Source organism: Shewanella loihica PV-4, assembly GCF_000016065.1.
GTDB classification, from domain to species: Bacteria; Pseudomonadota; Gammaproteobacteria; order Enterobacterales; family Shewanellaceae; genus Shewanella; species Shewanella loihica.
The window spans coordinates 331,890-355,450 of sequence record NC_009092.1; the positions used below are offsets into that span (position 1 = coordinate 331,890).

Below are 23,561 nucleotides of genomic sequence, written 5' to 3' on the forward strand. Positions count from 1 at the left end.
ATGCTAAAACTTGAGCAAACGCGTAAAAAAATACGTGTTTGCTATAGACGCGCAGTAAAATAATCCATACTATATGCGGCGCTAACAAGGCAGGCACCCATAGCTCAGCTGGATAGAGCGCACCCCTCCGGAGGGTGAGGCCGAGGGTTCGAATCCTTCTGGGTGCACCAGTTGGATGAGGGTCAAGTTAGCGTTAAGAAGTTAATATCAGTGGTGATTGTAGCTCAGTTGGTAGAGCCCCGGATTGTGATTCCGGTTGTCGTGGGTTCAAGTCCCATCAGTCACCCCACTTCTTCTTGCAATAGACTTCACGAGTCATTCTTTTCCTTGATATAGTGAAGCGAGGCGGAACCTCGTAAAATATCCCTTGTTTCGGTGATTAGCGCAGTCCGGTAGCGCATCTGGTTTGGGACCAGAGGGTCAGAGGTTCGAATCCTCTATCACCGACCAGTTTCCAAGTGAGTGATGTATCAAGCATCATTGACTGATAAAAAAAGATTTTCGGTGATTAGCGCAGTCCGGTAGCGCATCTGGTTTGGGACCAGAGGGTCAGAGGTTCGAATCCTCTATCACCGACCAATCCTAGATAAGCCCCTCGAGTCATCGAGGGGCTTTTTCTTTGCCCGTTTGTTATTTCCTAATGTTTGTCTTTACCGAATAAAACGCGCCATCAAGGTAAAAAAAAGCTGCCCAAGTGGGCAGCTTTGTCGTTTATAGCTCGACGCGGGTGGGCGGGTAGATATAGCCCATGTAGGCGTTGGCCTTGAGCGGCTCGAAGCGTGCTAGTTGCGGCTGCTCCTGAATACCGGTGACGATGATCTGGATATCTAGGCCTCTGGCGACGTTCACCAGGGCGCGGCACAGCTCGCTGTTGTGCTCGTTCTCGTCATAGTAGGCGAAGGACTGATCCAGCTTGACGTAGCTAGGTCTTAGGTTTTGCAGGTAAGACATAGAGCCAAACTGACGACCGAAGTGGTCGATACCGAAGTGAGCACCATTGTCGCGAATGATGTTGCATAGCGCCTGGCAGGCATCGGGATCGCTATAGACGCCGGCTTCAGGGATGTCGAACACGATTCGCTGGGCGAGCGGCGTATTGCGCAGGAACTTGTTGAGCCACTGGTGGAAGGTCGTATCGCTCAGACTGTTGAAGGTCAGGTTGATGGCGATAGGCTCATAGTTACGCTCCAGCAGTCCGTTATCGACTATGGTCTCGATCAGGCATCTGTCCAGCATAGAGCCCAGTGAGAGCAGCTCCACATAGGGCATAAACTGGCCTGCGTGGATCTCTTTATCGCCAATGGTGAGCTGACAGTAAAGCTCGCGCTGCACCACCTCATCCTTATTGGTGTGATAGACAGGCTGCCACTTGAACTGGAACTGCTTGCTGCTGATGGCGGCACTCAAATGCTCTCGCCACTGCTCACGGGTGTAGAGCTGCTTCTCGTTGCTCTCGAACCAGTGGAACACCTTGTTGTCGGCGATTGCTTTCTGCAATGCATTATCCGTCTGCGCCAGGATGTCCGATACCGTCATGTTGTCGGTGCGCTGGGCGATACCTATGGCAAACTGCTCATTGGGCTTACAGCCCGCCTTAGAGATCTCCTGATTCACGGTTCTAATCAGGGTATGCAGATACTTGCTGCTCTGCTCCTGTTCGGCGCTGGTGATCAGGAAGGCAAATTCGTAGGCGGCGATACGGGCGATGACAGACGGAGCGATCTCGTCCAGTTGCTCCTGCATCTTCTCGGACAACAGGCGTATGGTCTCATCACGTACCTGATAACCATACTTGCTGTGTACCTCTTCGAGCCAGTCGAACTTGGCCATCATCAGCGAGCCATTGTTGGGTTCGCTTAACCAGCTGTTGAGGCGGCCCATCATATATTGCCTGTTAGGCAGCTTAGAGACCTGATCTACCAGGTTCTTCTTACGCAGCTCAGTCACCTCTTCGTCCAGTGAGCTGAAGATCTGCTTGAGCTGATGAGACATGCTGTTAAAGGCCTCGACCACGGACTTGAGTTCTGAGGTCTTTGGAATGGCCATGTCAGGGCCAAACTTGCGCTGGGCGATCTCGGCCGCGTGCTCGGCGATCTCATGCAGTGGTCTTAGGATCCAGGTTAGCCCGAAGCGCGCCAGCATGATGGCGAGTAAAAACAGGATAGAGATGACTATGATGGCGTTGGTTAGGGTGCGCCACAGCTCGTTGTAACCAAAGCCTGGGTGTGCGGTGATCTCCAGGTTGGCTAACTGGATCCAACCCGAGGTGATGGTGCTTTCGCGTTTAATGGTTTCGAAGAATCCCAGGTCGATAAACCATTGGGGAACACCCTCGATTTTAACGTCGTTTTCCCACACCTGTTGTTTGCCGTCGACCAGCCAGGTGAGCTTCACCTGTTGGTAATAGCCGCCTTCGAAGATGACGTTGATCAGCGTCTCGGCGCCGACAATATCACCCGCTTCCAGATCGGGAACCAGCATGATCCCCAGACTGTGGCTGGTGTTATTGAGATCGGACTCCATCTGCTTGGTCAGAAAGCTTTGTGTCTCGGTAAATTGGACATAAGCCAGGCTGATGACAACGACCAAGAACAGGCCAAAAAGCAGTGAGTATATCTGTCGAAACAGTGTCATTGTTTTCGCTACTCCAATCTTAACTTAGGCATTTTGAGTCGCTCAACACCTAATCTATTTTTGAGATCATTCCATTTTTCAAGGCGTTCCGATGAGCCTGCCAGCACACCGCGACCTTTCTCTTTGTTTAGCCACAACTGACGACCGTTAAAGCTGTATACGGGGATCAGATCTTGTCTCTGGGTGGCTGGTTTAATCTGTCTGTCCAGGTTATCCAATACCAAGGGGATGGAGCCGGGCGTGTCATAGTAGGCCAACACCATATGGTACTGATTGACCGAGGTGGCCTTAACCATAGTGATCCGCAGCTTGTCATCGGGCACCCCCAGCTGCAGCAGGGTGAAATATTTGGCGATGGAGAAATCTTCACAATCGCCACCATTTACCCCGATAAACTCCATCGGCGTGGCCCAGTAGTTACTGACGCCCCACAACTTGATGTCGTCGACAAACCTAAACAGATTGAAAAAGTTATTTACCTTGGTGATCTTCTCTTGTTCACTCAGGCCCTGCGATTCATCCAGTACCTTAAACCAGGCGGCGACGCGCATACCTGCGCGCTCACCGTATCGGGCTTCTAGGGTGGACTTAATGTAGTTGGCGTCGAGTGTTTGCGTCGGAGAAGCGTATAGGCAAGAAAACCCCAGGGCCGTTGCCACAACGCAAAGTTGGCAGACCCTTTGAAAGCGTTTTTGCCTGCCAATTTTGGCTTTCATCTTCTCCGACTATTTTTTATTTTACTTGTTCATCAACTGTGTAGATGGTCCACTTCATATCGGCCTTGGTATCTTCACCCGTTACCTCTGCGATCACGCGGCGGTTACGTGTGTGTGCCATCTTGGTATGAGTAGGATCTACCGGTCTGTCGTAGCTGTAGCCTATGGCCGTCAGACGATCGCTGGCGATACCGAATCGCTCAGACAACAGCGAGGTCACGGCGTCGGCGCGGTTTTGCGACAGCGCTAGGTTGTGCTCATAGCTACCCGTCTTACTACAGTGACCTTCGATGGTCACCTTAGTGTTGGGGTACTGTCTCATGAAAGTCGCAACCACTTCTACCTGATCATAGTACTGAGGATCTATGTAGTAAGAATCGTTGGCAAACAATATCTTAAGTTCTTGACGCTCATTGATAGGCTTAATCTTACCACAGCCGTAGTTGTCTATGGTGGCACCTAGCACTGTGTCGTTACAGCGCTCACGGGCGACGATGACGCCATCTTTATCTTTGTCGTTAAGATCGAATACCTGATTGGTCGGGGTATCCATGGTTACTATGTCGCGCGAAGCGCAGCCGCCCAGTAAGGCGACGCTTAGAATAATCAGTAAGGCTTTCATTATTTTACTCCCCCTTCATATTCGCGCTCACCCTTCCAAACCTCTGGGCGAGTCACACGAAGCGATTCCAGTAGTCTACCCGTAGCGTTAAGGATGCGATATTCGGAGATGATCTCGTCGTATTCGGCATCGAGGTAATCCTTACGCGCTTCAAACAGTTCGTTTTCGGTATCCAGCAAATCCAATAGGGTGCGCTGGCCCAGGTTGAACTGTTGGCTATAGGCGACTTGCGTATCCTTGGCGGCGATGACGTGATCGCGGATATACAGCTTCTGCGGCTCTAGCATCTCGTAGGCGTTCCAAGCCAGGTTGACCCCTTCGACGACCTGACGGTAAGCACGTTGACGAATCTCTTTCGCCTCGCCAATCTTGTAGGCCGCTTCCTTCTCGCGGGCTAAGTCTTTACCACCGGCGAATAGGTTGTACTTCACTCGTACCATAGCGATAAGGTCATTGTTATGACCACCGACATTTTGTGAGGCGAAGGCTGAGTAGCCATCTTCGCCATCCAGGTTATCGTTCCAGTTACCACCCAGCTCTAGCGACAGCTTAGGATAGTAGTTGGACTGGGCAGATGAACGCTCGTTCTCTGCCGCCGAGATATCACTCGCGGCCGATTTCAGAATAGGATGGTTTTCCTGGGCAACCTTGAGACCGTCGGTGAGGTTGGTCGGCAGCATATCGTCATCGGGGACCGGGACGATCAGGTTTTCCGGCTCTTTCTCGACGATACGGATAAACTGCGCCTTGGCATCGAAGAAGTTATTCTTTGCCGCGATCACGTTGGCGTTGGCACGTGCCAGACGACCTGTGATCTGAGACAGGTCGGCGACTGAGCCCAGGCCTGAATCGGTACGCTGCTTAATCTGATCGTAGATGTCTTTGTGACTCTGCAGGTTTTTCTCTGCCAAAGTCAGCACCTGCTCACTGCGGATATAGTTAACATAGACCTTGGCTACATCTAGCGCGATATCTTCGGCCGCGGCAAACAGAGCCCATTGGTCGGCGCTGGCTTCGAAGCTGAAGCGATCCACTTCGCTCGAGGTGTAGAAACCGTCGAATAGCATTTGTTTGATGCTAAAACCGACTTCACCACGCATCAATTCGATGACGCCATCCTTGTCAACATCGCCCTGGCCTGCACGGCGTCGGGTAGATGGACTGTTTGTCTGTTCCCAGCCATAGCCACCACTGATATCAACAGTAGGCATGTAACCGGCGATTGCCTGATTGACCTGCTCTTCACGCGCCTTGAAGCGATTAAATGCGATGCGAATATCTGGATTGGTATCCAGCGTATGGGCCACAGCCTGTTCTAGCGTTTGGCTAGAGGCTGCCCCCGGTATCAACATCGCACTAATGGCGAGTGCCATGGCACTGCGCTTTAGTTGATGCATGGTTTGCTTACTCATTTGGTTAACCCCCCTGGTTATTGTTGTGAACTTAACGTTCACGCAGAGCAGTGTCTCTTGCTCTCAAAATTGGATTAAGTATGTACTCCAGAACGGATCTTTGCCCAGTGATGACATCTACCGTGGTTAACATGCCAGGTATGATGGGCATCAGGGTGCCGTCGTCTTTCGTCAAACTTGATAGTTCAGTTCTAACCCTTACAAGATAGAAACTGTTTCCCTCTTCGTCCTGTGTTGTATCGGCACTGATGTGCTCCACAACGCCATTGAGGCCACCGTAACGCGTGAAATCGTAGGCGGTAACTTTGACAACGGCGGGTAAGCCAGGATGTAAAAATGCGATATCTTTCGGAATGATCTTGGTTTCGATCAGCAGCTGATCTTCCGATGGCACTATCTCAATGATGTCGATGCCAGGCTGTACAACACCACCTAAGGTGTTGATATGAACTGTCTTAATGGTGCCATTTACCGGCGACACTATCTCGGCCTTGCTCACCTTATCGCGCGCGCCCACCTGGGCCTCGTTGATGCGCGACAGACGTGTCTGCATCTCGTTGAGCTGGGTGCGGGCCTCGGCGGCGTAGACGAACACGGCCTCGCGGCGCTTCAGGATGGCTTCATCCTGTGATGCCTTGAGCTTAGGCCTGAGTAGCCTGAGAGAACTCAGCTCGCCGCGAATGTCGTTGACGTTACGTTCAAGCTTGAGCAGTTCGACCTCGGGCACAATCCCCTTGTCTGCCAGCGGGCGGGTTAGCTCGAGCTCGCGGGTCACCAGCTGGAAGCTGGTTGTCAGGGTGTTGATCTTAGAGGCCAGCTCTTCGGTTTCCTGCTGTTTCTGTTGGATCTGGCGCGCCAGGATCTCCAGCTGGTTGCTCAGGTTGTCCAGTCTGCCCGAATATTCGTCGCGCTGACGCTCGATTAAGTCGTGTTCGCTTTCGGTCAGCTCAGGCGGGAACTGTAGCGGCTGCTTGGCGATCTTCACCTGTTCGCGCCAGTCGGCGGCGACATCTGAGATGGTGATGCTGTTAAGCTCGGCGCGCAGACGAATAACGTTGGCCTGCAGGCTGTAGACCTCCTGCTCCTGCTGAGCGAAGTCTGAACGGAAACGGGTGTCATCTATGCGAACCAAGGGTTGGCCCTTGGTGACCGTCATGCCTTCGCGGACATAGAGCTCTTTCATGATGCCGCCATCCAGACTCTGAATCACCTGCACCTGAGACGAGGGGATCACCTTGCCCGTACCTGTGGTCACCCGGTCGAGCTCGGCAAAGTAGGCCCATACCAGGAAGCTGAAGGCGAGGGCGGCCAGGGCCCAGATGATCAGCCTGTGGCTGGTGGGCGCATCTGTCATCATGGCGCCATAGACGTCATCGACCATCTCGAGGTCTTGAGTCGTTAAGTGCTTACTCACTCTTCGGCCCTCCCGATAACAGCCCCTTGGCGAGCTGGTTGAGCACCTGCTCCTTCGGACCGTCGGCCACCAGATGGCCACGATCTAATACCAAGATGCGGTCCACTAAGTTGAGCAGGTGCATCTTGTGGGTGATCAGCAGCAGGGTGCGCTCCTTAGAGACATTTCTCATGGCGCGGATAAATTGCTTCTCGGCGCGGGCATCCAGGCTGGCGGTCGGCTCATCCATCAGGAGTACCGGTGGGTCATTCAAGGTGGCCCTCGCCAGCGCGATAGTTTGGCGTTGACCACGGGAGAGGGATTGCCCCCCCTCGCCGACCTGTTGATCTAAGCCTTCGGTCTCGATATCGGTAAACTGGTTGACGCCAGAGAGCTGTACCGCACGGATCAGTTGATGCTCGGTGACCTGACGGGTACCGAACAATATGTTGTCGCGAATCGTGCCGTGGAACAGTGTGATGTCCTGTGGCAGGTAACCGAAGTTTCTACGCAGATCCGTCGGGTGGATCTGCGCCGAATCCAATCCGTCATAGCGCAGGCTACCTTTGGTCGGTTGGTAGAGGCCTACCAACAGCTTGGCCAGGGTACTCTTGCCCGAGCCGTTGCGTCCTATGATGGCGATGCGCTCACCCGGTGCGATCGACAGCGACATGGGGTGCAGCACGGGTCGCTCAGAGCCTGGGTAATTAAAGCTGACATGATCGGCATTGATCTGCCCTTTCAGACGATGTTTGCTGACCAGATGGCCTTTATTTTCAAACTCATCCTCTTGGGTCATGATCTGATCAAGCTGTCTTAGGGCGCTGGCGGTATGGTTGCCTCGGGTCATCAGGCCTGCCAACTGCGCCATGGGTGAGATGGCGCGGCTCGACAGGATAACCGCGGCGATAATGCCGCCCATTGAGATGTCGTTATCGGCGACACGATAGACCCCTAAGATCACCACGCAGACCACTGAAAGCTGCACGGTAAAATTGGCGACGTTGGTGACCGAGGTGGAGATCTTCTTCACCTTCAACTGCCAGTTGGCGGTATGACCTATCATCTGCTGCCAGCTCTTCTGCACTAAGCCTTCGGCGCCACTGGATTTTATCGACTCGATGGAGGCCAGGGACTCGATAAGATGACCGTGTTTTAGGCTGGAGAATTTGTTGCTCTCTTCGATAGCCGCTTTGAGCCTGGGTTGCATCAATAGGGTATAGCCGATAATGATACAGCCGCCGATCACAGGAATGATGGCCAGGTCGCCGGCGACGATATAGATGATCAACATGAAAAACAGCGCGAACGGCAGATCGACCAAGGTGGTGATGGTTGCCGAGGTTAAGATCTCGCGTATGCTGTCGAACTCGCCTAGTTGCCGCGCCATGCCGCCTATGCTGGGGGAACGCTTCTCTAGCGGTATGCCGATAGCCTTAGCGAAAAGCCGCGATGACACTATGATATCGACCTTCTTGCCGGCGACGTCGATCAGGTAGGCCCTGAGTTGTCGCATAATTAAGTCGAAGATATAGGCGATGCCGGCGCCAATGGCGAGCACCCATAGGGACTCGAAGGCGAGGTTGGGCACCACCTTGTCATAAACGTTCATGATAAACAGGGGGGATACCAGGGCAAACAGGTTAACCAGCACTGAGGCGATTAGGGCGTCGCGGTAGATAGGCGCTGAATCTTTCAGGGTCTGAATAAGCCAGTGAGTGCGACTGTCGTGTAGATGCAGATCTAAGCCCATGTCGCCACGGTATTGCTGCTTCACGAGGAACAGATAGCCGACATACATGGCCTCGAGCGCCTCAATGCTGAGCTCTTCCTCACCACCGGTTTCTGGTAGCTGAATGACGGCCCTGTCTTTGTCTATGTCGATCTCTCTTAATAGACAGGCATTCTTATCTTTGAGGAGCAAGATACAAGGCAGAAGAATAGGCGAGATCTGATCCAGTCCCTTACGGGTGAGCTTGGCTGCTAAACCGGCTCGACCGGCAGCCTGAGGCACAAGTTCTGGTGTCAAAATGCTCCCCGACAGCGGTAGGCCAGCGGCTAATGACTCGCTGGAGCAGGGGCTGCCGAAGTATTCTGTCAATAACACTAAACTGTCTAACAAGGGATCGACAGTCACTCTTTGGGAGGCTGAAACTGTCCATTGTTCAGTTTTTGGAGACGCTGAAGCTTGCACCTTAAAAGCTTATCCTTAAGATTTTATTATAAAATTATCGTAGAACAATTATAGAAGTAATACCAAAACATCACCAAAGTAAAAATGACACCAATTAGCCGAAACTAGTTGGTGCCATTTGTTACTGACCTTTATTAAGGTACTAGATGCTGGATCTGACTATCATCGTCTTGGGTTGTCGGTACTGCAAAGCTCGAAGCCGCCTGGTTCACGTTGGCATTATCTACGATTAATGCACCGTTACCCTCTGAGCCCAATAAACCGTTGATGATTTGACCATCGGTTGTGCCAAGATGGCTCAGGTCGACGCCGTCGAGGACGATCGTCTGATCCACATGACCATCATTATTGGCATCAATCTCGATAGTGGTTGAACCATTATCAACGGTGAAGTGCAGGTAGTCTTCCAAGTTACCGCCATTCTCTCCCTGGAGCAGATCGCTCAGATCCAGTTTGTCCTGGTTGATATCGAAATCGGTAATGTGGTCGGTACCCGTATCACCTTGCTGCCAAACGAAGGTATCGGCTTCGCCATCGGCCTTACCTGTGCCACCGGTTAGGGTGTCATCGCCCAGGCCGCCGATAAGGATATCTTCTCCGGCGCCGCCGATCAGCATGTCGCTGCCGTGACCGCCAAGCAGCATATCATCGCCGCTACCACCATGAAGCTCATCATCACCGCCCTGACCGAAGAGGATATCATCTCCTTGGTTGCCGGCAATAATGTCGTCGCCGTCATGGTCGCGTGAGGTGTCGAATAGCGCAGGGTTGGCTGCTACGAACTCGTGAACATCTTGGATTGTAACGGTTGAAGCATCTTCACCCAGTTGCAATGCTACATATTTTTGCAGTGCTGCGTAGCCCTGACCGTCGATGCCATCAAACTGTACGAGATCGCCAAAGACGATGTCATTACCTTCACCAGCGTTAACAGTGTCATCACCCTGAAGTAGCATCTCCTTAGAACCTAAGATAATGCTCGCCAGGTCACTCACATTGATATTGGTGGCTACGTTACCATCTGAATCATAAGGGGTAAGCTTGTTTAGACTTATACCGCTGCCTATGCCAATAGCTTCTACGTTAGACAGGGTATTTAGCACTTGGAAGGCAGCCAATGCTTCAGACTCTGCCGTGACGTCTGTACCATTACCATTACTGTATCCAGAGGCGATCTTCGCGACATAGTAGTCGCCATTTTCGTCTACTCTGATAGAGCCAATTTGGCGGCCATCCATATCGTATCTTGAATAGCCCGACCAATAGTTGATGTTGCCGTATTCGTCAATTATCACTTTTCCGCGATAAGTTAACTCTTTTCCTGGAATATAATCATTAAGAAGATCTGATAGGGTTCTATCGTCTCCGCTTCTGTAATTATCGGTATAATAAACCCACACATCTTCAGGATCGGCATCAACGTTGTAGTTGTTGGTTTCACCGTCTGTGATGAAGTAGGTGAGGTTTGTGCCTGTGTTCGAAGCGGCCGAGCCATGGCTAAACCAATCGATAACCGTCTCAAATGCCGCCTCATAGTTGGTTCTGCCATTGTCGCTGCTGATTTCGTTCAGTACGCTCTCTAACTTAGAGATAGCATCTGAATCGGCTAGATTAACGGCCACATGTGCCTTAGTGCCGCTATTGAAGTCGACAAGTAATACGTTCACAGTACCGGAAGTCGCACCGCCAACGCTGGCCTTCAAGGTATTGAAGACCTGAAGTAGCTGGTCTTTAGCCGATTCAATTCGGTTCGAGCCCATACTTCCTGACGAATCCAGGATAAAGGCGACATTGTAGTTTTCGCCTTGTACTACCTGTATGCCAGTTGTGTCACTGACGATGACATCATTATCTTCGCCACCATTGATCACGTTGTCGCCATCGGTGCCGTTGTCATAGTGGTAGTTTCTCAGCGAAACATCCAGAGTAGTCTGGCTAGACGCGCTATCAGAGTTGCTTTGTTCAACTGAGCTTGCCTTAATGGTCAAGGTGAATTCCAGATCGCCATTGTAGCTATCGTCCGCCTTGATGCTGAGGTTGCCCAGTTGGTTAACTGCGACTGTCCAGCTGCCATCAGCATTTAGTGTGCCGGCGGATAGCGAGACGCCACTTGGAACGCCTTGAATGGTTACGTCTGTCAGTGACTCACTACCATCTCTGTCGACGAGTGCCACGTTTATATCCAGGGCGACTTCGCCTTGGACTACGTCACCAGTACTTGCGCTCAGTATAGGTGCATCGGCGACGGCTACGACATTCAGATCGAGAATAGCCGTGTCACCCGTATTGGTGAGATATTCAATCTGTGGCAGCGTGCCACTCCAATGCAGGTTTGGTTCGAACGTAAAGCGACCATCTGCGTGGATACTCAGTTTGCCTTCAGCAAGGTTAATGGTGCTGCCATCTGCCTGATATGTATTTCCTGATAGCTTAAAGCTAACGATAGATAACTCGTCATCAGGATCGATATCATTGGTGAGCAGGTTACCAGATAGGTCATGATCTTCTGTTCCGCGAACACTATCATTTACCGCTTCCGCATAGTCACTGACAGAGACGGTGATAGTGGAAACAGCCTTCTGTCCCAGAGCATCGACGCCGACAATGTTGATGCCGCTAATCACTAGATTCTCGGTCGACACATTATGTGGGAAAGAGGCCAACAGTTCGGCAGTTACGCTAACGCTTCCCTCTTCACCACTTTCGATACGGTCACCATTGAGAGTAAGACGGATAGCCTCTTTACCCATGAAGGTGCCGATGAGCTGTCCTTCATCATTAAATGACCAGCTAATCTTCGCATTGACGCCAGAAACATGAATGTTATCCGTATCGCCAAACTGGAATGCCGTAATCGACTCACTGCCAGACTTGAAACGCAGCGACTGTGAGTCTGACTCGGTGCCATCTTTGTAAAGATCGGCTTCGCTCAGCATAGATACAGCATTTGAAGTCAGCGCCGTTGGAGCCGTTGTCGTGCTGCCTGGTGCATCCAGATCGACATGGATAGAACCTGTTGAGGTATCACCGTCGCTGTCGGTTACATCGACCACAAAGTCGAGATCTACATCCACGGTTGAGCTGACGATGTTTTCCGCCGAAGTACCAGTAAACTGGAAGTTGGAATGATTATCCAACGAGCTGGTAGAGATCTCGATATAACTGATTTCACCAAGGTTTCCAATGGTCTGCCCGTTGGTTATATCGCCTTCACCTAGCAGATTGCCATCGGCATCATAGGCCTTGAAATGAATATAGGTGGCGCCGTCAAAACTGACTGAAGCCGAAGCCACATCATTGGCATAGTCAATAATCAGATTTTCGCCTTGATCGACGAAGGCATTCGCCACACCGAATCCGTTGGTGTTGCCGTTTACTGTACTGGAGATATTGCCAACAGTCGATGTGAGCGAGAACACCATAGCGTTATTTGGATCTACGTCATTGATGTCGTTGTCGATGATGTAGTTAGTACCGTCGAAGGTGACATACACTGCAGGCGTGTTACCGCCCTTACCGCCACTCATGTTGGCAACGGTAACTGTGCTGAGTTCATCGATGGCATGTTTCAGGTCTAGCTGATAGGTACCGCCATTAGGATCGATAGAGAGAGTAAAGATCACCGATTGTGCGCTATTGCCCGAATCATATGCCGAAGGAGTACCACTGGTATCCGAATAAGCAATGAGCATGCTTGGGTTGGCCGGATCTACATAGTAGAACACGGTTAATCCACCTGCCGTAATGCCCGAGTCAGAGAAGGTGCCTGCCCCCGAAATGTTGCCAGAGAGATCGGCGCTAAAGCCTTGATCTGCGCCGTCTACATTTATCACACCATCATAGATGCCTGCGGCGTTATCACCGGCAAGGTCTAGTGGATTGACCGTGACGCCGTCATCGATAACCTTCACTGATACTGTGCCTGTCGCTGTGTCATTGGCGGCATCAGTCGCAACGACTGTAATGCCGTTAATCACAAGTTCATCGACACTGGTTCCATGCGGTAAGTTGTCTAGTAGAGTCACTGAGACGGTAACAGTACCTGTCGCACCTGCGCTGATGTTACTACCCGATAGGCTAAGTTGAAGTACTGCATTGCCATCGATTTTGCCGATCAGGTTACCCGAGCTATCTAGGCTCCAGCTAATGTTTGCATCAAGGCCGCTGACATTGATATCCCCAATGTTGCCAAAAGCAAAACCTGTTACATCGTAAGCACCTGCAGTGAAGCTCAAACCTGCGCTGTCGCTGTCGGTTGCAGTGCCTTGGGTGTTGGCATCATCGACTATAAGGTCAACATTGTTGCCGCCGTCGACACCTGGGGTGACCGTGATAGTCAGGGTCGCCGTCTCACCGGTGTTGGTGGTGTAGGTGACAACCGGTACGCTGCCGTTCCAATCCTGGTTTGGCGTGAAGCTGTAGCTACCATTGCTGTTAACCACCAGTACGCCGCCCGCCAGGGTGACGCTGTCACCGGCAATAAAGCTCTCTTGTGAGCCGTTGCCGTCGGTGTCGAGGGTGAAGCTGACCACGCTGGTGTTGCCGGCCTCATCGTTGCTCAGCACGTTGCCGCTGGCAACAGTGTCTTCTGCCACGGTGATCGCATCGTTGGCCACATCGGTGTTGTCTGGGGTGACCGTGATGGTCAGGGTCGCTGTCTCACCGGTGTTGGTGGTGTAGGTGACAACCGGTACGCTGCCGTTCCAATCCTGGTTTGGCGTGAAGCTGTAGCTACCATTGCTGTTAACCACCAGTACGCCGCCCGCCAGGGTGACGCTGTCACCGGCAATAAAGCTCTCTTGTGAGCCGTTGCCGTCGGTGTCGAGGGTGAAGCTGACCACGCTGGTGTTGCCGGCCTCATCGTTGCTCAGCACGTTGCCGCTGGCAACAGTGTCTTCTGCTACGGTGATCGCATCGTTGGCCACATCTGTGTTGTCAGGGGTGACTGTGATGGTCAGGGTCGCCGTCTCACCGGTGTTGGTGGTGTAGGTGACAACCGGTACGCTGCCGTTCCAATCCTGGTTTGGCGTGAAGCTGTAGCTACCATTGCTGTTAACCACCAGTACGCCGCCCGCCAGGGTGACGCTGTCACCGGCTGTGAAGCTCTCTTGTGAGCCGTTGCCGTCGGTGTCGAGGGTGAAGCTGACCACGCTGGTGTTGCCGGCCTCATCGTTGCTCAGCACGTTGCCGCTGGCAACAGTGTCTTCTGCTACGGTGATCGCATCGTTGGCCACATCGGTGTTGTCTGGGGTGACCGTGATGGTCAGGGTTGAGGTGTCGGTGCTTGAGCCGTCGGTGAGCACATAGGTGATCACTGGTACCGGACCGTTGTAGTTGGCGGCCGGGGTAAAGCTGTAGCTGCCGTCAGCGTTCAGGGTGAAGCTGCCGACGCCATTGATGTTAACCGCCTGACCCAGGGTGAATGGGCCGGTAACGCCGTCGATGCTGAAGCTCTGCACGCTCAGCTCGCCATCGACGCTGGTGTCATCAATCACATTACCTGTGGTGGCGCCGCTGTCTTCATTGACGTTAATGACTTCGTTGTCATCGGTGAAGTCATCGTTGACCGGATCAACCGTGATGGTCAGGGTTGAGGTGTCGGTGCTTGAGCCGTCGGTGAGCACATAGGTGATCACTGGTACCGGACCGTTGTAGTTGGCGGCCGGGGTAAAGCTGTAGCTGCCGTCAGCATTCAAAGTGAAGCTGCCGACGCCATTGATGTTAACCGCCTGACCCAGGGTGAATGGGCCGGTAACGCCGTCGATGCTGAAGCTCTGCACGCTCAGCTCGCCATCGACGCTGGTGCCATCAATCACATTACCTGTGGTGGCGCCGCTGTCTTCATTGACGTTAATGACTTCGTTGTTATCGGTGAAGTCATCGTTGACCGGATCAACCGTGATGGTCAGGGTTGAGGTGTCGGTGCTTGAGCCGTCGGTGAGCACATAGGTGATCACTGGTACCGGACCGTTGTAGTTGGCGGCCGGGGTAAAGCTGTAGCTGCCGTCAGCGTTCAGGGTGAAGCTGCCGACGCCATTGATGTTAACCGCCTGACCCAGGGTGAATGGGCCGGTAACGCCGTCGATGCTGAAGCTCTGCACGCTCAGCTCGCCATCGACGCTGGTGCCATCAATCACATTACCTGTGGTGGCGCCGCTGTCTTCATTGACGTTAATGACTTCGTTGTTATCGGTGAAGTCATCGTTGACCGGATCAACCGTGATGGTCAGGGTTGAGGTGTCGGTGCTTGAGCCGTCGGTGAGCACATAGGTGATCACTGGTACCGGACCGTTGTAGTTGGCGGCCGGGGTAAAGCTGTAGCTGCCGTCAGCGTTCAGGGTGAAGCTGCCGACGCCATTGATGTTAACCGCCTGACCCAGGGTGAATGGGCCGGTAACGCCGTCGATGCTGAAGCTCTGCACGCTCAGCTCGCCATCGACGCTGGTGCCATCAATCACATTACCTGTGGTGGCGCCGCTGTCTTCATTGACGTTAATGACTTCGTTGTCATCGGTGAAGTCATCGTTGACCGGATCAACCGTGATGGTCAGGGTTGAGGTGTCGGTGCTTGAGCCGTCGGTGAGCACATAGGTGATCACTGGTACCGGACCGTTGTAGTTGGCGGCCGGGGTAAAGCTGTAGCTGCCGTCAGCGTTCAGGGTGAAGCTGCCGACACCATTGATGTTAACCGCCTGACCCAGGGTGAATGGGCCGGTAACGCCGTCGATGCTGAAGCTCTGCACGCTCAGCTCGCCGTCGACGCTGGTGCCATCAATCACATTACCTGTGGTGGCGCCGCTGTCTTCATTGACGTTAATGACTTCGTTGTCATCGGTGAAGTCATCGTTGACCGGATCAACCGTGATGGTCAGGGTTGAGGTGTCGGTGCTTGAGCCGTCGGTGAGCACATAGGTGATCACTGGTACCGGACCGTTGTAGTTGGCGGCCGGGGTAAAGCTGTAGCTGCCGTCAGCGTTCAGGGTGAAGCTGCCGACGCCATTGATGTTAACCGCCTGACCCAGGGTGAATGGGCCGGTAACGCCGTCGATGCTGAAGCTCTGCACGCTCAGTTCGCCATCGACGCTGGTGCCATCAATCACATTACCTGTGGTGGCGCCGCTGTCTTCATTGACGTTAATGGCTTCGTTGTCATCGGTGAAGTCATCGTTGACCGGATCAACCGTGATGGTCAGGGTTGAGGTGTCGGTGCTTGAGCCGTCGGTGAGCACATAGGTGATCACTGGTACCGGACCGTTGTAGTTGGCGGCCGGGGTAAAGCTGTAGCTGCCGTCAGCGTTCAGGGTGAAGCTGCCGACGCCATTGATGTTAACCGCCTGACCCAGGGTGAATGGGCCGGTAACGCCGTCGATGCTGAAGCTCTGCACGCTCAGTTCGCCATCGACGCTGGTGCCATCAATCACATTACCTGTGGTGGCGCCGCTGTCTTCATTGACGTTAATGACTTCGTTGTCATCGGTGAAGTCATCGTTGACCGGATCAACCGTGATGGTCAGGGTTGAGGTGTCGGTGCTTGAGCCGTCGGTGAGCACATAGGTGATCACTGGTACCGGACCGTTGTAGTTGGCGGCCGGGGTAAAGCTGTAGCTGCCGTCAGCATTCAAAGTGAAGCTGCCGACGCCATTGATGTTAACCGCCTGACCCAGGGTGAATGGGCCGGTAACGCCGTCGATGCTGAAGCTCTGCACGCTCAGCTCGCCATCGACGCTGGTGCCATCAATCACATTACCTGTGGTGGCGCCGCTGTCTTCATTGACGTTAATGACTTCGTTGTCATCGGTGAAGTCATCGTTGACCGGATCAACCGTGATGGTCAGGGTTGAGGTGTCGGTGCTTGAGCCGTCGGTGAGCACATAGGTGATCACTGGTACCGGACCGTTGTAGTTGGCGGCCGGGGTAAAGCTGTAGCTGCCGTCAGCATTCAAAGTGAAGCTGCCGACACCATTGATGTTAACCGCCTGACCCAGGGTGAATGGACCGTCAACGCCGTCGATGCTGAAGCTCTGCACGCTCAGTTCGCCATCGACGCTGGTGCCATCAATCACATTACCTGTGGTGGCGCCGCTGTCTTCATTGACGTTAATGACTTCGTTGTCATCGGTGAAGTCATCGTTGACCGGATCAACCGTGATGGTCAGGGTTGAGGTGTCGGTGCTTGAGCCGTCGGTGAGCACATAGGTGATCACTGGTACCGGACCGTTGTAGTTGGCGGCCGGGGTAAAGCTGTAGCTGCCGTCAGCGTTCAGGGTGAAGCTGCCGACGCCATTGATGTTAACCGCCTGACCCAGGGTGAATGGGCCGGTAACGCCGTCGATGCTGAAGCTCTGCACGCTCAGCTCGCCATCGACGCTGGTGTCATCAATCACATTACCTGTGGTGGCGCCGCTGTCTTCATTGACGTTAATGACTTCGTTGTCATCGGTGAAGTCATCGTTGACCGGATCAACCGTGATGGTCAGGGTTGAGGTGTCGGTGCTTGAGCCGTCGGTGAGCACATAGGTGATCACTGGTACCGGACCGTTGTAGTTGGCGGCCGGGGTAAAGCTGTAGCTGCCGTCAGCATTCAAAGTGAAGCTGCCGACGCCATTGATGTTAACCGCCTGACCCAGGGTGAATGGGCCGGTAACGCCGTCGATGCTGAAGCTCTGCACGCTCAGCTCGCCATCGACGCTGGTGCCATCAATCACATTACCTGTGGTGGCGCCGCTGTCTTCATTGACGTTAATGACTTCGTTGTCATCGGTGAAGTCATCGTTGACCGGATCAACCGTGATGGTCAGGGTTGAGGTGTCGGTGCTTGAGCCGTCGGTGAGCACATAGGTGATCACTGGTACCGGACCGTTGTAGTTGGCGGCCGGGGTAAAGCTGTAGCTGCCGTCAGCGTTCAGGGTGAAGCTGCCGACGCCATTGATGTTAACCGCCTGACCCAGGGTGAATGGGCCGGTAACGCCGTCGATGCTGAAGCTCTGCACGCTCAGCTCGCCATCGACGCTGGTGCCATCAATCACATTACCTGTGGTGGCGCCGCTGTCTTCATTGACGTTAATGACTTCGTTGTTATCGGTGAAGTCATCGTTGACCGGATCAACCGTGATGGTCAGGGTTGAGGTGTCGGTGCTTGAGCCGTCGGTGAGCACATAGGTGATCACTGGTACCGGACCGTTGTAGTTGGCGGCCGGGGTAAAGCTGTAGCTGCCGTCAGCGTTCAGGGTGAAGCTGCCGACGCCATTGATGTTAACCGCCTGACCCAGGGTGAATGGGCCGGTAACGCCGTCGATGCTGAAGCTCTGCACGCTCAGCTCGCCATCGACGCTGGTGCCATCAATCACATTACCTGTGGTGGCGCCGCTGTCTTCATTGACGTTAATGACTTCGTTGTCATCGGTGAAGTCATCGTTGACCGGATCAACCGTGATGGTCAGGGTTGAGGTGTCGGTGCTTGAGCCGTCGGTGAGCACATAGGTGATCACTGGTACCGGACCGTTGTAGTTGGCGGCCGGGGTAAAGCTGTAGCTGCCGTCAGCGTTCAGGGTGAAGCTGCCGACGCCATTGATGTTAACCGCCTGACCCAGGGTGAATGGGCCGGTAACGCCGTCGATGCTGAAGCTCTGCACGCTCAGCTCGCCATCGACGCTGGTGCCATCAATCACATTACCTGTGGTGGCGCCGCTGTCTTCATTGACGTTAATGACTTCGTTGTCATCGGTGAAGTCATCGTTGACCGGATCAACCGTGATGGTCAGGGTTGAGGTGTCGGTGCTTGAGCCGTCGGTGAGCACATAGGTGATCACTGGTACCGGACCGTTGTAGTTGGCGGCCGGGGTAAAGCTGTAGCTGCCGTCAGCGTTCAGGGTGAAGCTGCCGACGCCATTGATGTTAACCGCCTGACCCAGGGTGAATGGGCCGGTAACGCCGTCGATGCTGAAGCTCTGCACGCTCAGCTCGCCATCGACGCTGGTGCCATCAATCACATTACCTGTGGTGGCGCCGCTGTCTTCATTGACGTTAATGACTTCGTTGTCATCGGTGAAGTCATCGTTGACCGGATCAACCGTGATGGTCAGGGTTGAGGTGTCGGTGCTTGAGCCGTCGGTGAGCACATAGGTGATCACTGGTACCGGACCGTTGTAGTTGGCGGCCGGGGTAAAGCTGTAGCTGCCGTCAGCATTCAAAGTGAAGCTGCCGACACCATTGATGTTAACCGCCTGACCCAGGGTGAATGGACCGTCAACGCCGTCGATGCTGAAGCTCTGCACGCTCAGTTCGCCATCGACGCTGGTGCCATCAATCACATTACCTGTGGTGGCGCCGCTGTCTTCATTGACGTTAATGACTTCGTTGTCATCGGTGAAGTCATCGTTGACCGGATCAACCGTGATGGTCAGGGTTGAGGTGTCGGTGCTTGAGCCGTCGGTGAGCACATAGGTGATCACTGGTACCGGACCGTTGTAGTTGGCGGCCGGGGTAAAGCTGTAGCTGCCGTCAGCGTTCAGGGTGAAGCTGCCGACGCCATTGATGTTAACCGCCTGACCCAGGGTGAATGGGCCGGTAACGCCGTCGATGCTGAAGCTCTGCACGCTCAGCTCGCCATCGACGCTGGTGCCATCAATCACATTACCTGTGGTGGCGCCGCTGTCTTCATTGACGTTAATGGCTTCGTTGTCATCGGTGAAGTCATCGTTGACCGGATCAACCGTGATGGTCAGGGTTGAGGTGTCGGTGCTTGAGCCGTCGGTGAGCACATAGGTGATCACTGGTACCGGACCGTTGTAGTTGGCGGCCGGGGTAAAGCTGTAGCTGCCGTCAGCATTCAAAGTGAAGCTGCCGACACCATTGATGTTAACCGCCTGACCCAGGGTGAATGGACCGTCAACGCCGTCGATGCTGAAGCTCTGCACGCTCAGTTCGCCATCGACGCTGGTGCCATCAATCACATTACCTGTGGTGGCGCCGCTGTCTTCATTGACGTTAATGGCTTCGTTGTCATCGGTGAAGTCATCGTTGACCGGATCAACCGTGATGGTCAGGGTTGAGGTGTCGGTGCTTGAGCCGTCGGTGAGCACATAGGTGATCACTGGTACCGGACCGTTGTAGTTGGCGGCCGGGGTAAAGCTGTAGCTGCCGTCAGCGTTCAGGGTGAAGCTGCCGACGCCATTGATGTTAACCGCCTGACCCAGGGTGAATGGGCCGGTAACGCCGTCGATGCTGAAGCTCTGCACGCTCAGCTCGCCATCGACGCTGGTGCCATCAATCACATTACCTGTGGTGGCGCCGCTGTCTTCATTGACGTTAATGACTTCGTTGTCATCGGTGAAGTCATCGTTGACCGGGGTGACATTAATGGTCAGAGTCGCACTATCACCAGTATTAGTGGTGTAGGTGACGACAGGTACGCTGCCGTTCCAGTTGTCGTTTGGCGTAAATGTGTAAGAGCCGTCGGCGTTTAGTACCAGGATACCACCTTCGAGCTCCACACTTTCACCAGCGTTGTAGACGGTGTCTTCACCGTCGACAGTGAAAGTGGCTACTGACAGTTCGTTGTCGATATCGCTGTCGTTATCTAGTACGTTGCCGCTAGCAACAGTGTCCTCGGCTATGGTGTTAAAGTCATTGACCGCGTTTGTGGTATCGTCCACTGGGGTAACGACGATGGTCAGAGTGGCGGTGGCACCTGTATTGGTAATATAGGTCACTACGGGCACGTTGCCGTTCCAGTTTTCGTTCGGAACGAAGCTGTACGAGCCGTCGGCGTTAAGGAAGAAAATACCGCCGTCGAGCGTGGCGACGTTGCCAGCGATATAGCTATTGCCATCGATTTCGAAGCTGACCACAGACAGCGTGTCATCCACATCACTGTCGTTGTCGAGAACGTTGCCACTGGCAATCGTATCTTCGGCCACTGTGTTGAAGTCGTTGACGGCGTTGGTGGCATCGTCCACAGGGTCAACGTAGATAGTCAGGATAGCGGTGGCACCGGTGTTAGTAGTATAGGTCACCTCAGGTACGTAGCCATTCCAGTCGGCATTGGGAGTAAAGCTGTAAGAACCATCAGCATTAAGCACCAGAGTGCCACCGTCGAGTACGACGCTGCTACCTGCTGTATAGCTGTTTCCATTCACTTCGAAGCTGACCACGGACAGTTCGTCATCTACATCACTGTCGTTGTCAAGTACGTTACCGCTGGCCACGGTATCTTCAGGTACGTTGATGTAGTCATCCACGGCACTTGTGGCATCGTCCACTGGGGTAACGACGATGGTTAGAGTGGCGGTGGCACCTGTATTGGTAATATAGGTCACTACGGGCACGTTGCCGTTCCAGTTTTCGTTCGGAACGAAGCTGTACGAGCCGTCGGCGTTAAGGAAGAAAATACCGCCGTCGAGCGTGGCGACGTTACCAGCAATATAGCTATTGCCATCGATTTCGAAGCTGACCACAGACAGCGTGTCATCTACATCACTGTCGTTGTCGAGAACGTTGCCGCTGGCAATCGTATCTTCGGCCACTGTGTTGAAGTCGTTGACGGCGTTGGTGGCATCGTCCACAGGGTCAACGTAGATAGTCAGGATAGCGGTGGCACCGGTGTTAGTAGTATAGGTCACCTCAGGTACGTAGCCATTCCAGTCGGCATTGGGAGTAAAGCTGTAAGAACCATCAGCATTAAGCACCAGAGTGCCACCGTCGAGTACGACGCTGCTACCTGCTGTATAGCTGTTTCCATTCACTTCGAAGCTGACCACGGACAGTTCGTCATCTACATCACTGTCGTTGTCAAGTACGTTACCGCTGGCCACGGTATCTTCAGGTACGTTGATGTAGTCATCCACGGCACTTGTGGCATCGTCCACTGGGGTAACGACGATGGTTAGAGTGGCGGTGGCACCTGTATTGGTAATATAGGTCACTACGGGCACGTTGCCGTTCCAGTTTTCGTTCGGAACGAAGCTGTACGAGCCGTCGGCGTTAAGGAAGAAAATACCGCCGTCGAGCGTGGCGACGTTACCAGCGATATAGCTATTGCCATCGATTTCGAAGCTGACCACAGACAGCGTGTCATCTACATCACTGTCGTTGTCGAGAACGTTGCCGCTGGCAATCGTATCTTCGGCCACTGTGTTGAAGTCGTTGACGGCGTTGGTGGTATCATCTACCGGAGTGACGTTAATGGTCAGGGTCGCGCTCTCACCAGTATTGGTGGTGTAGGTGATAACCGGTACGCTGCCGTTCCAGTTGTCGTTTGGCGTAAAGGTGTAAGAGCCATCGGCGTTGATCACCAGGCTGCCGCCTTCCACTTCGACTGCGGTGCCCGCAGTGACGGTTTGACCGTCGACACTGAAGCTCACGACTGATAGCTCACTATCTATATCGCTGTCGTTGTCTAATACGTTGCCGGTGGCGACAGTGTCCTCTGCAACCGTGTTGCTGTCGTTCGCCAGTATAGATGGGTCATCTACCGGAGTGACGTTAATGGTCAGGGTCGCGCTCTCACCGGTATTGGTGGTGTAGGTGATGACCGGTACGCTGCCGTTCCAGTTGTCGTTTGGCGTAAAGGTGTAAGAGCCATCGGCGTTGATCACCAGGCTGCCGCCTTCCACTTCGACTGTAGTGCCCGCAGTGACGGTTTGACCGTCGACACTGAAGCTCACGACTGATAGCTCGCTGTCGATATCGCTGTCGTTATCTAATACGTTGCCGGTAGCGACAGTGTCCTCTGCAATCGTGTTGCTGTCGTTCGCCAGTATAGATGGGTCATCTACCGGAGTGACGTTAATGGTCAGGGTCGCGCTCTCACCGGTATTGGTGGTGTAGGTGATGACCGGTACGCTGCCGTTCCAGTTGTCGTTTGGCGTAAAGGTGTAAGAGCCATCGGCGTTGATCACCAGGCTGCCGCCTTCCACTTCGACTGTGGCGCCCGCAGTGACGGTTTGACCGTCGACAGTAAAGGTAACGACTGACAATTCGGTATCGAAATCAACATCATTGTCTAAAACGTTGCCAGTTGCCACGCCATCTTCTGCGATGGTGTTTGTGTCATTAGCGGTAATGGTAGGGGCGTCATCACTACTAACGGTAAACGCTTGAACGGTCGGCTGCTCGACAGAAAATCCAGATGTCGTATATCCGGCGCCAGCGAGTGTTTGGGCGCCTGTCCTGCTTACCGATATAAAGCCAGAGTCGCCTTCACTGGCGGCAGTGTTGCCTGCTGCGGTTTCTGGTAATTCAGCTGTTGGATCTTCTCCAGAGGCGATGAGCGCTTGAAGTTGTTCTATTTCATTTAATGCATCAGCTTCAGCGGCCGAAGTTTCATTGAGACTTTGGCTTGTAAATGAGGTGCCATCGGCAAACGCTAGTTCTAAATCAGCTTGTTCAGCAATGAGAATAGTGCTTCCTTCGGGAATCATTTCACCGATAGTTACTTCTTTTTGCTCGGTTTCTGTGACTAAAGAAACCTTTCCTTTCACATCTATTACTTGTCCATTTTTGGTTGTAACTAACGATTTCATACCTGCCCCCGCAGAATTAAATGACACAACTTGATTTTTTATGTTGCAACTGTTAGCGCGTTTTTTCG

At 53.4% G+C, this 23,561-nt stretch carries 7 protein-coding genes and 4 tRNA genes; 4 read left to right on the plus strand and 7 right to left on the minus strand.

What is annotated here, in order from left to right; all coding sequences use genetic code 11:
- Positions 1–93 precede the first annotated feature (93 nt).
- The 4 genes from SHEW_RS01585 (at position 94) to SHEW_RS01600 (ending at position 579) form a co-directional block, all read left to right on the plus strand.
- Positions 94–170, plus strand: a tRNA-Arg gene (locus SHEW_RS01585).
- 43 nt (positions 171–213) lie between these two features.
- A tRNA-His gene (locus tag SHEW_RS01590) sits at positions 214–289 on the plus strand.
- An 84-nt stretch (positions 290–373) separates the two neighbouring features.
- Positions 374–450 (plus strand) — tRNA-Pro (locus SHEW_RS01595).
- Between the two features lie 52 nt (positions 451–502).
- Positions 503–579, plus strand: a tRNA-Pro gene (locus tag SHEW_RS01600).
- Between the two features lie 132 nt (positions 580–711).
- Here the strand turns inward: SHEW_RS01600 and SHEW_RS01605 are convergent.
- The 7 genes from SHEW_RS01605 to SHEW_RS20635 form a co-directional block, all read right to left on the minus strand.
- Positions 712–2,634 carry a bifunctional diguanylate cyclase/phosphodiesterase gene (locus SHEW_RS01605; protein WP_011864113.1) on the minus strand — a complete coding sequence of 641 codons (1,923 nt, stop codon included), beginning with the start codon at positions 2,632–2,634 and terminating at the stop codon, positions 712–714.
- Positions 2,635–2,642: 8 nt separating this feature from the next.
- Positions 2,643–3,350 carry a transglutaminase-like cysteine peptidase gene (locus tag SHEW_RS01610; protein WP_011864114.1) on the minus strand — a complete coding sequence of 236 codons (708 nt, stop codon included), beginning with the start codon at positions 3,348–3,350 and terminating at the stop codon, positions 2,643–2,645.
- Between the two features lie 16 nt (positions 3,351–3,366).
- Entirely contained in the window at positions 3,367–3,972 is a 606-nt protein-coding gene (locus SHEW_RS01615) for an OmpA family protein (RefSeq protein WP_011864115.1), read from the minus strand.
- Positions 3,972–5,384 carry a TolC family outer membrane protein gene (locus tag SHEW_RS01620; RefSeq protein WP_011864116.1) on the minus strand — a complete coding sequence of 471 codons (1,413 nt, stop codon included), beginning with the start codon at positions 5,382–5,384 and terminating at the stop codon, positions 3,972–3,974. Before SHEW_RS01620 ends, SHEW_RS01615 begins: the two co-directional genes overlap by 1 nt.
- A gap of 31 nt (positions 5,385–5,415) precedes the next feature.
- Positions 5,416–6,798, minus strand: a complete 1,383-nt coding sequence (locus tag SHEW_RS01625; RefSeq protein WP_011864117.1) for an HlyD family type I secretion periplasmic adaptor subunit — start codon at positions 6,796–6,798, stop codon at positions 5,416–5,418.
- Positions 6,791–8,971: a type I secretion system permease/ATPase gene (locus SHEW_RS01630; protein WP_011864118.1), complete on the minus strand. Its 2,181-nt coding sequence runs from the start codon at positions 8,969–8,971 to the stop codon at positions 6,791–6,793. The genes SHEW_RS01625 and SHEW_RS01630 overlap by 8 nt, the downstream gene beginning before the upstream one ends.
- 134 nt (positions 8,972–9,105) lie before the next feature.
- Positions 9,106–23,493 (minus strand): retention module-containing protein, encoded by a 14,388-nt coding sequence (locus SHEW_RS20635; RefSeq protein ID WP_150099933.1) that lies wholly within the window; start codon positions 23,491–23,493, stop codon positions 9,106–9,108.
- Between the last annotated feature and the right edge of the window lie 68 nt (positions 23,494–23,561).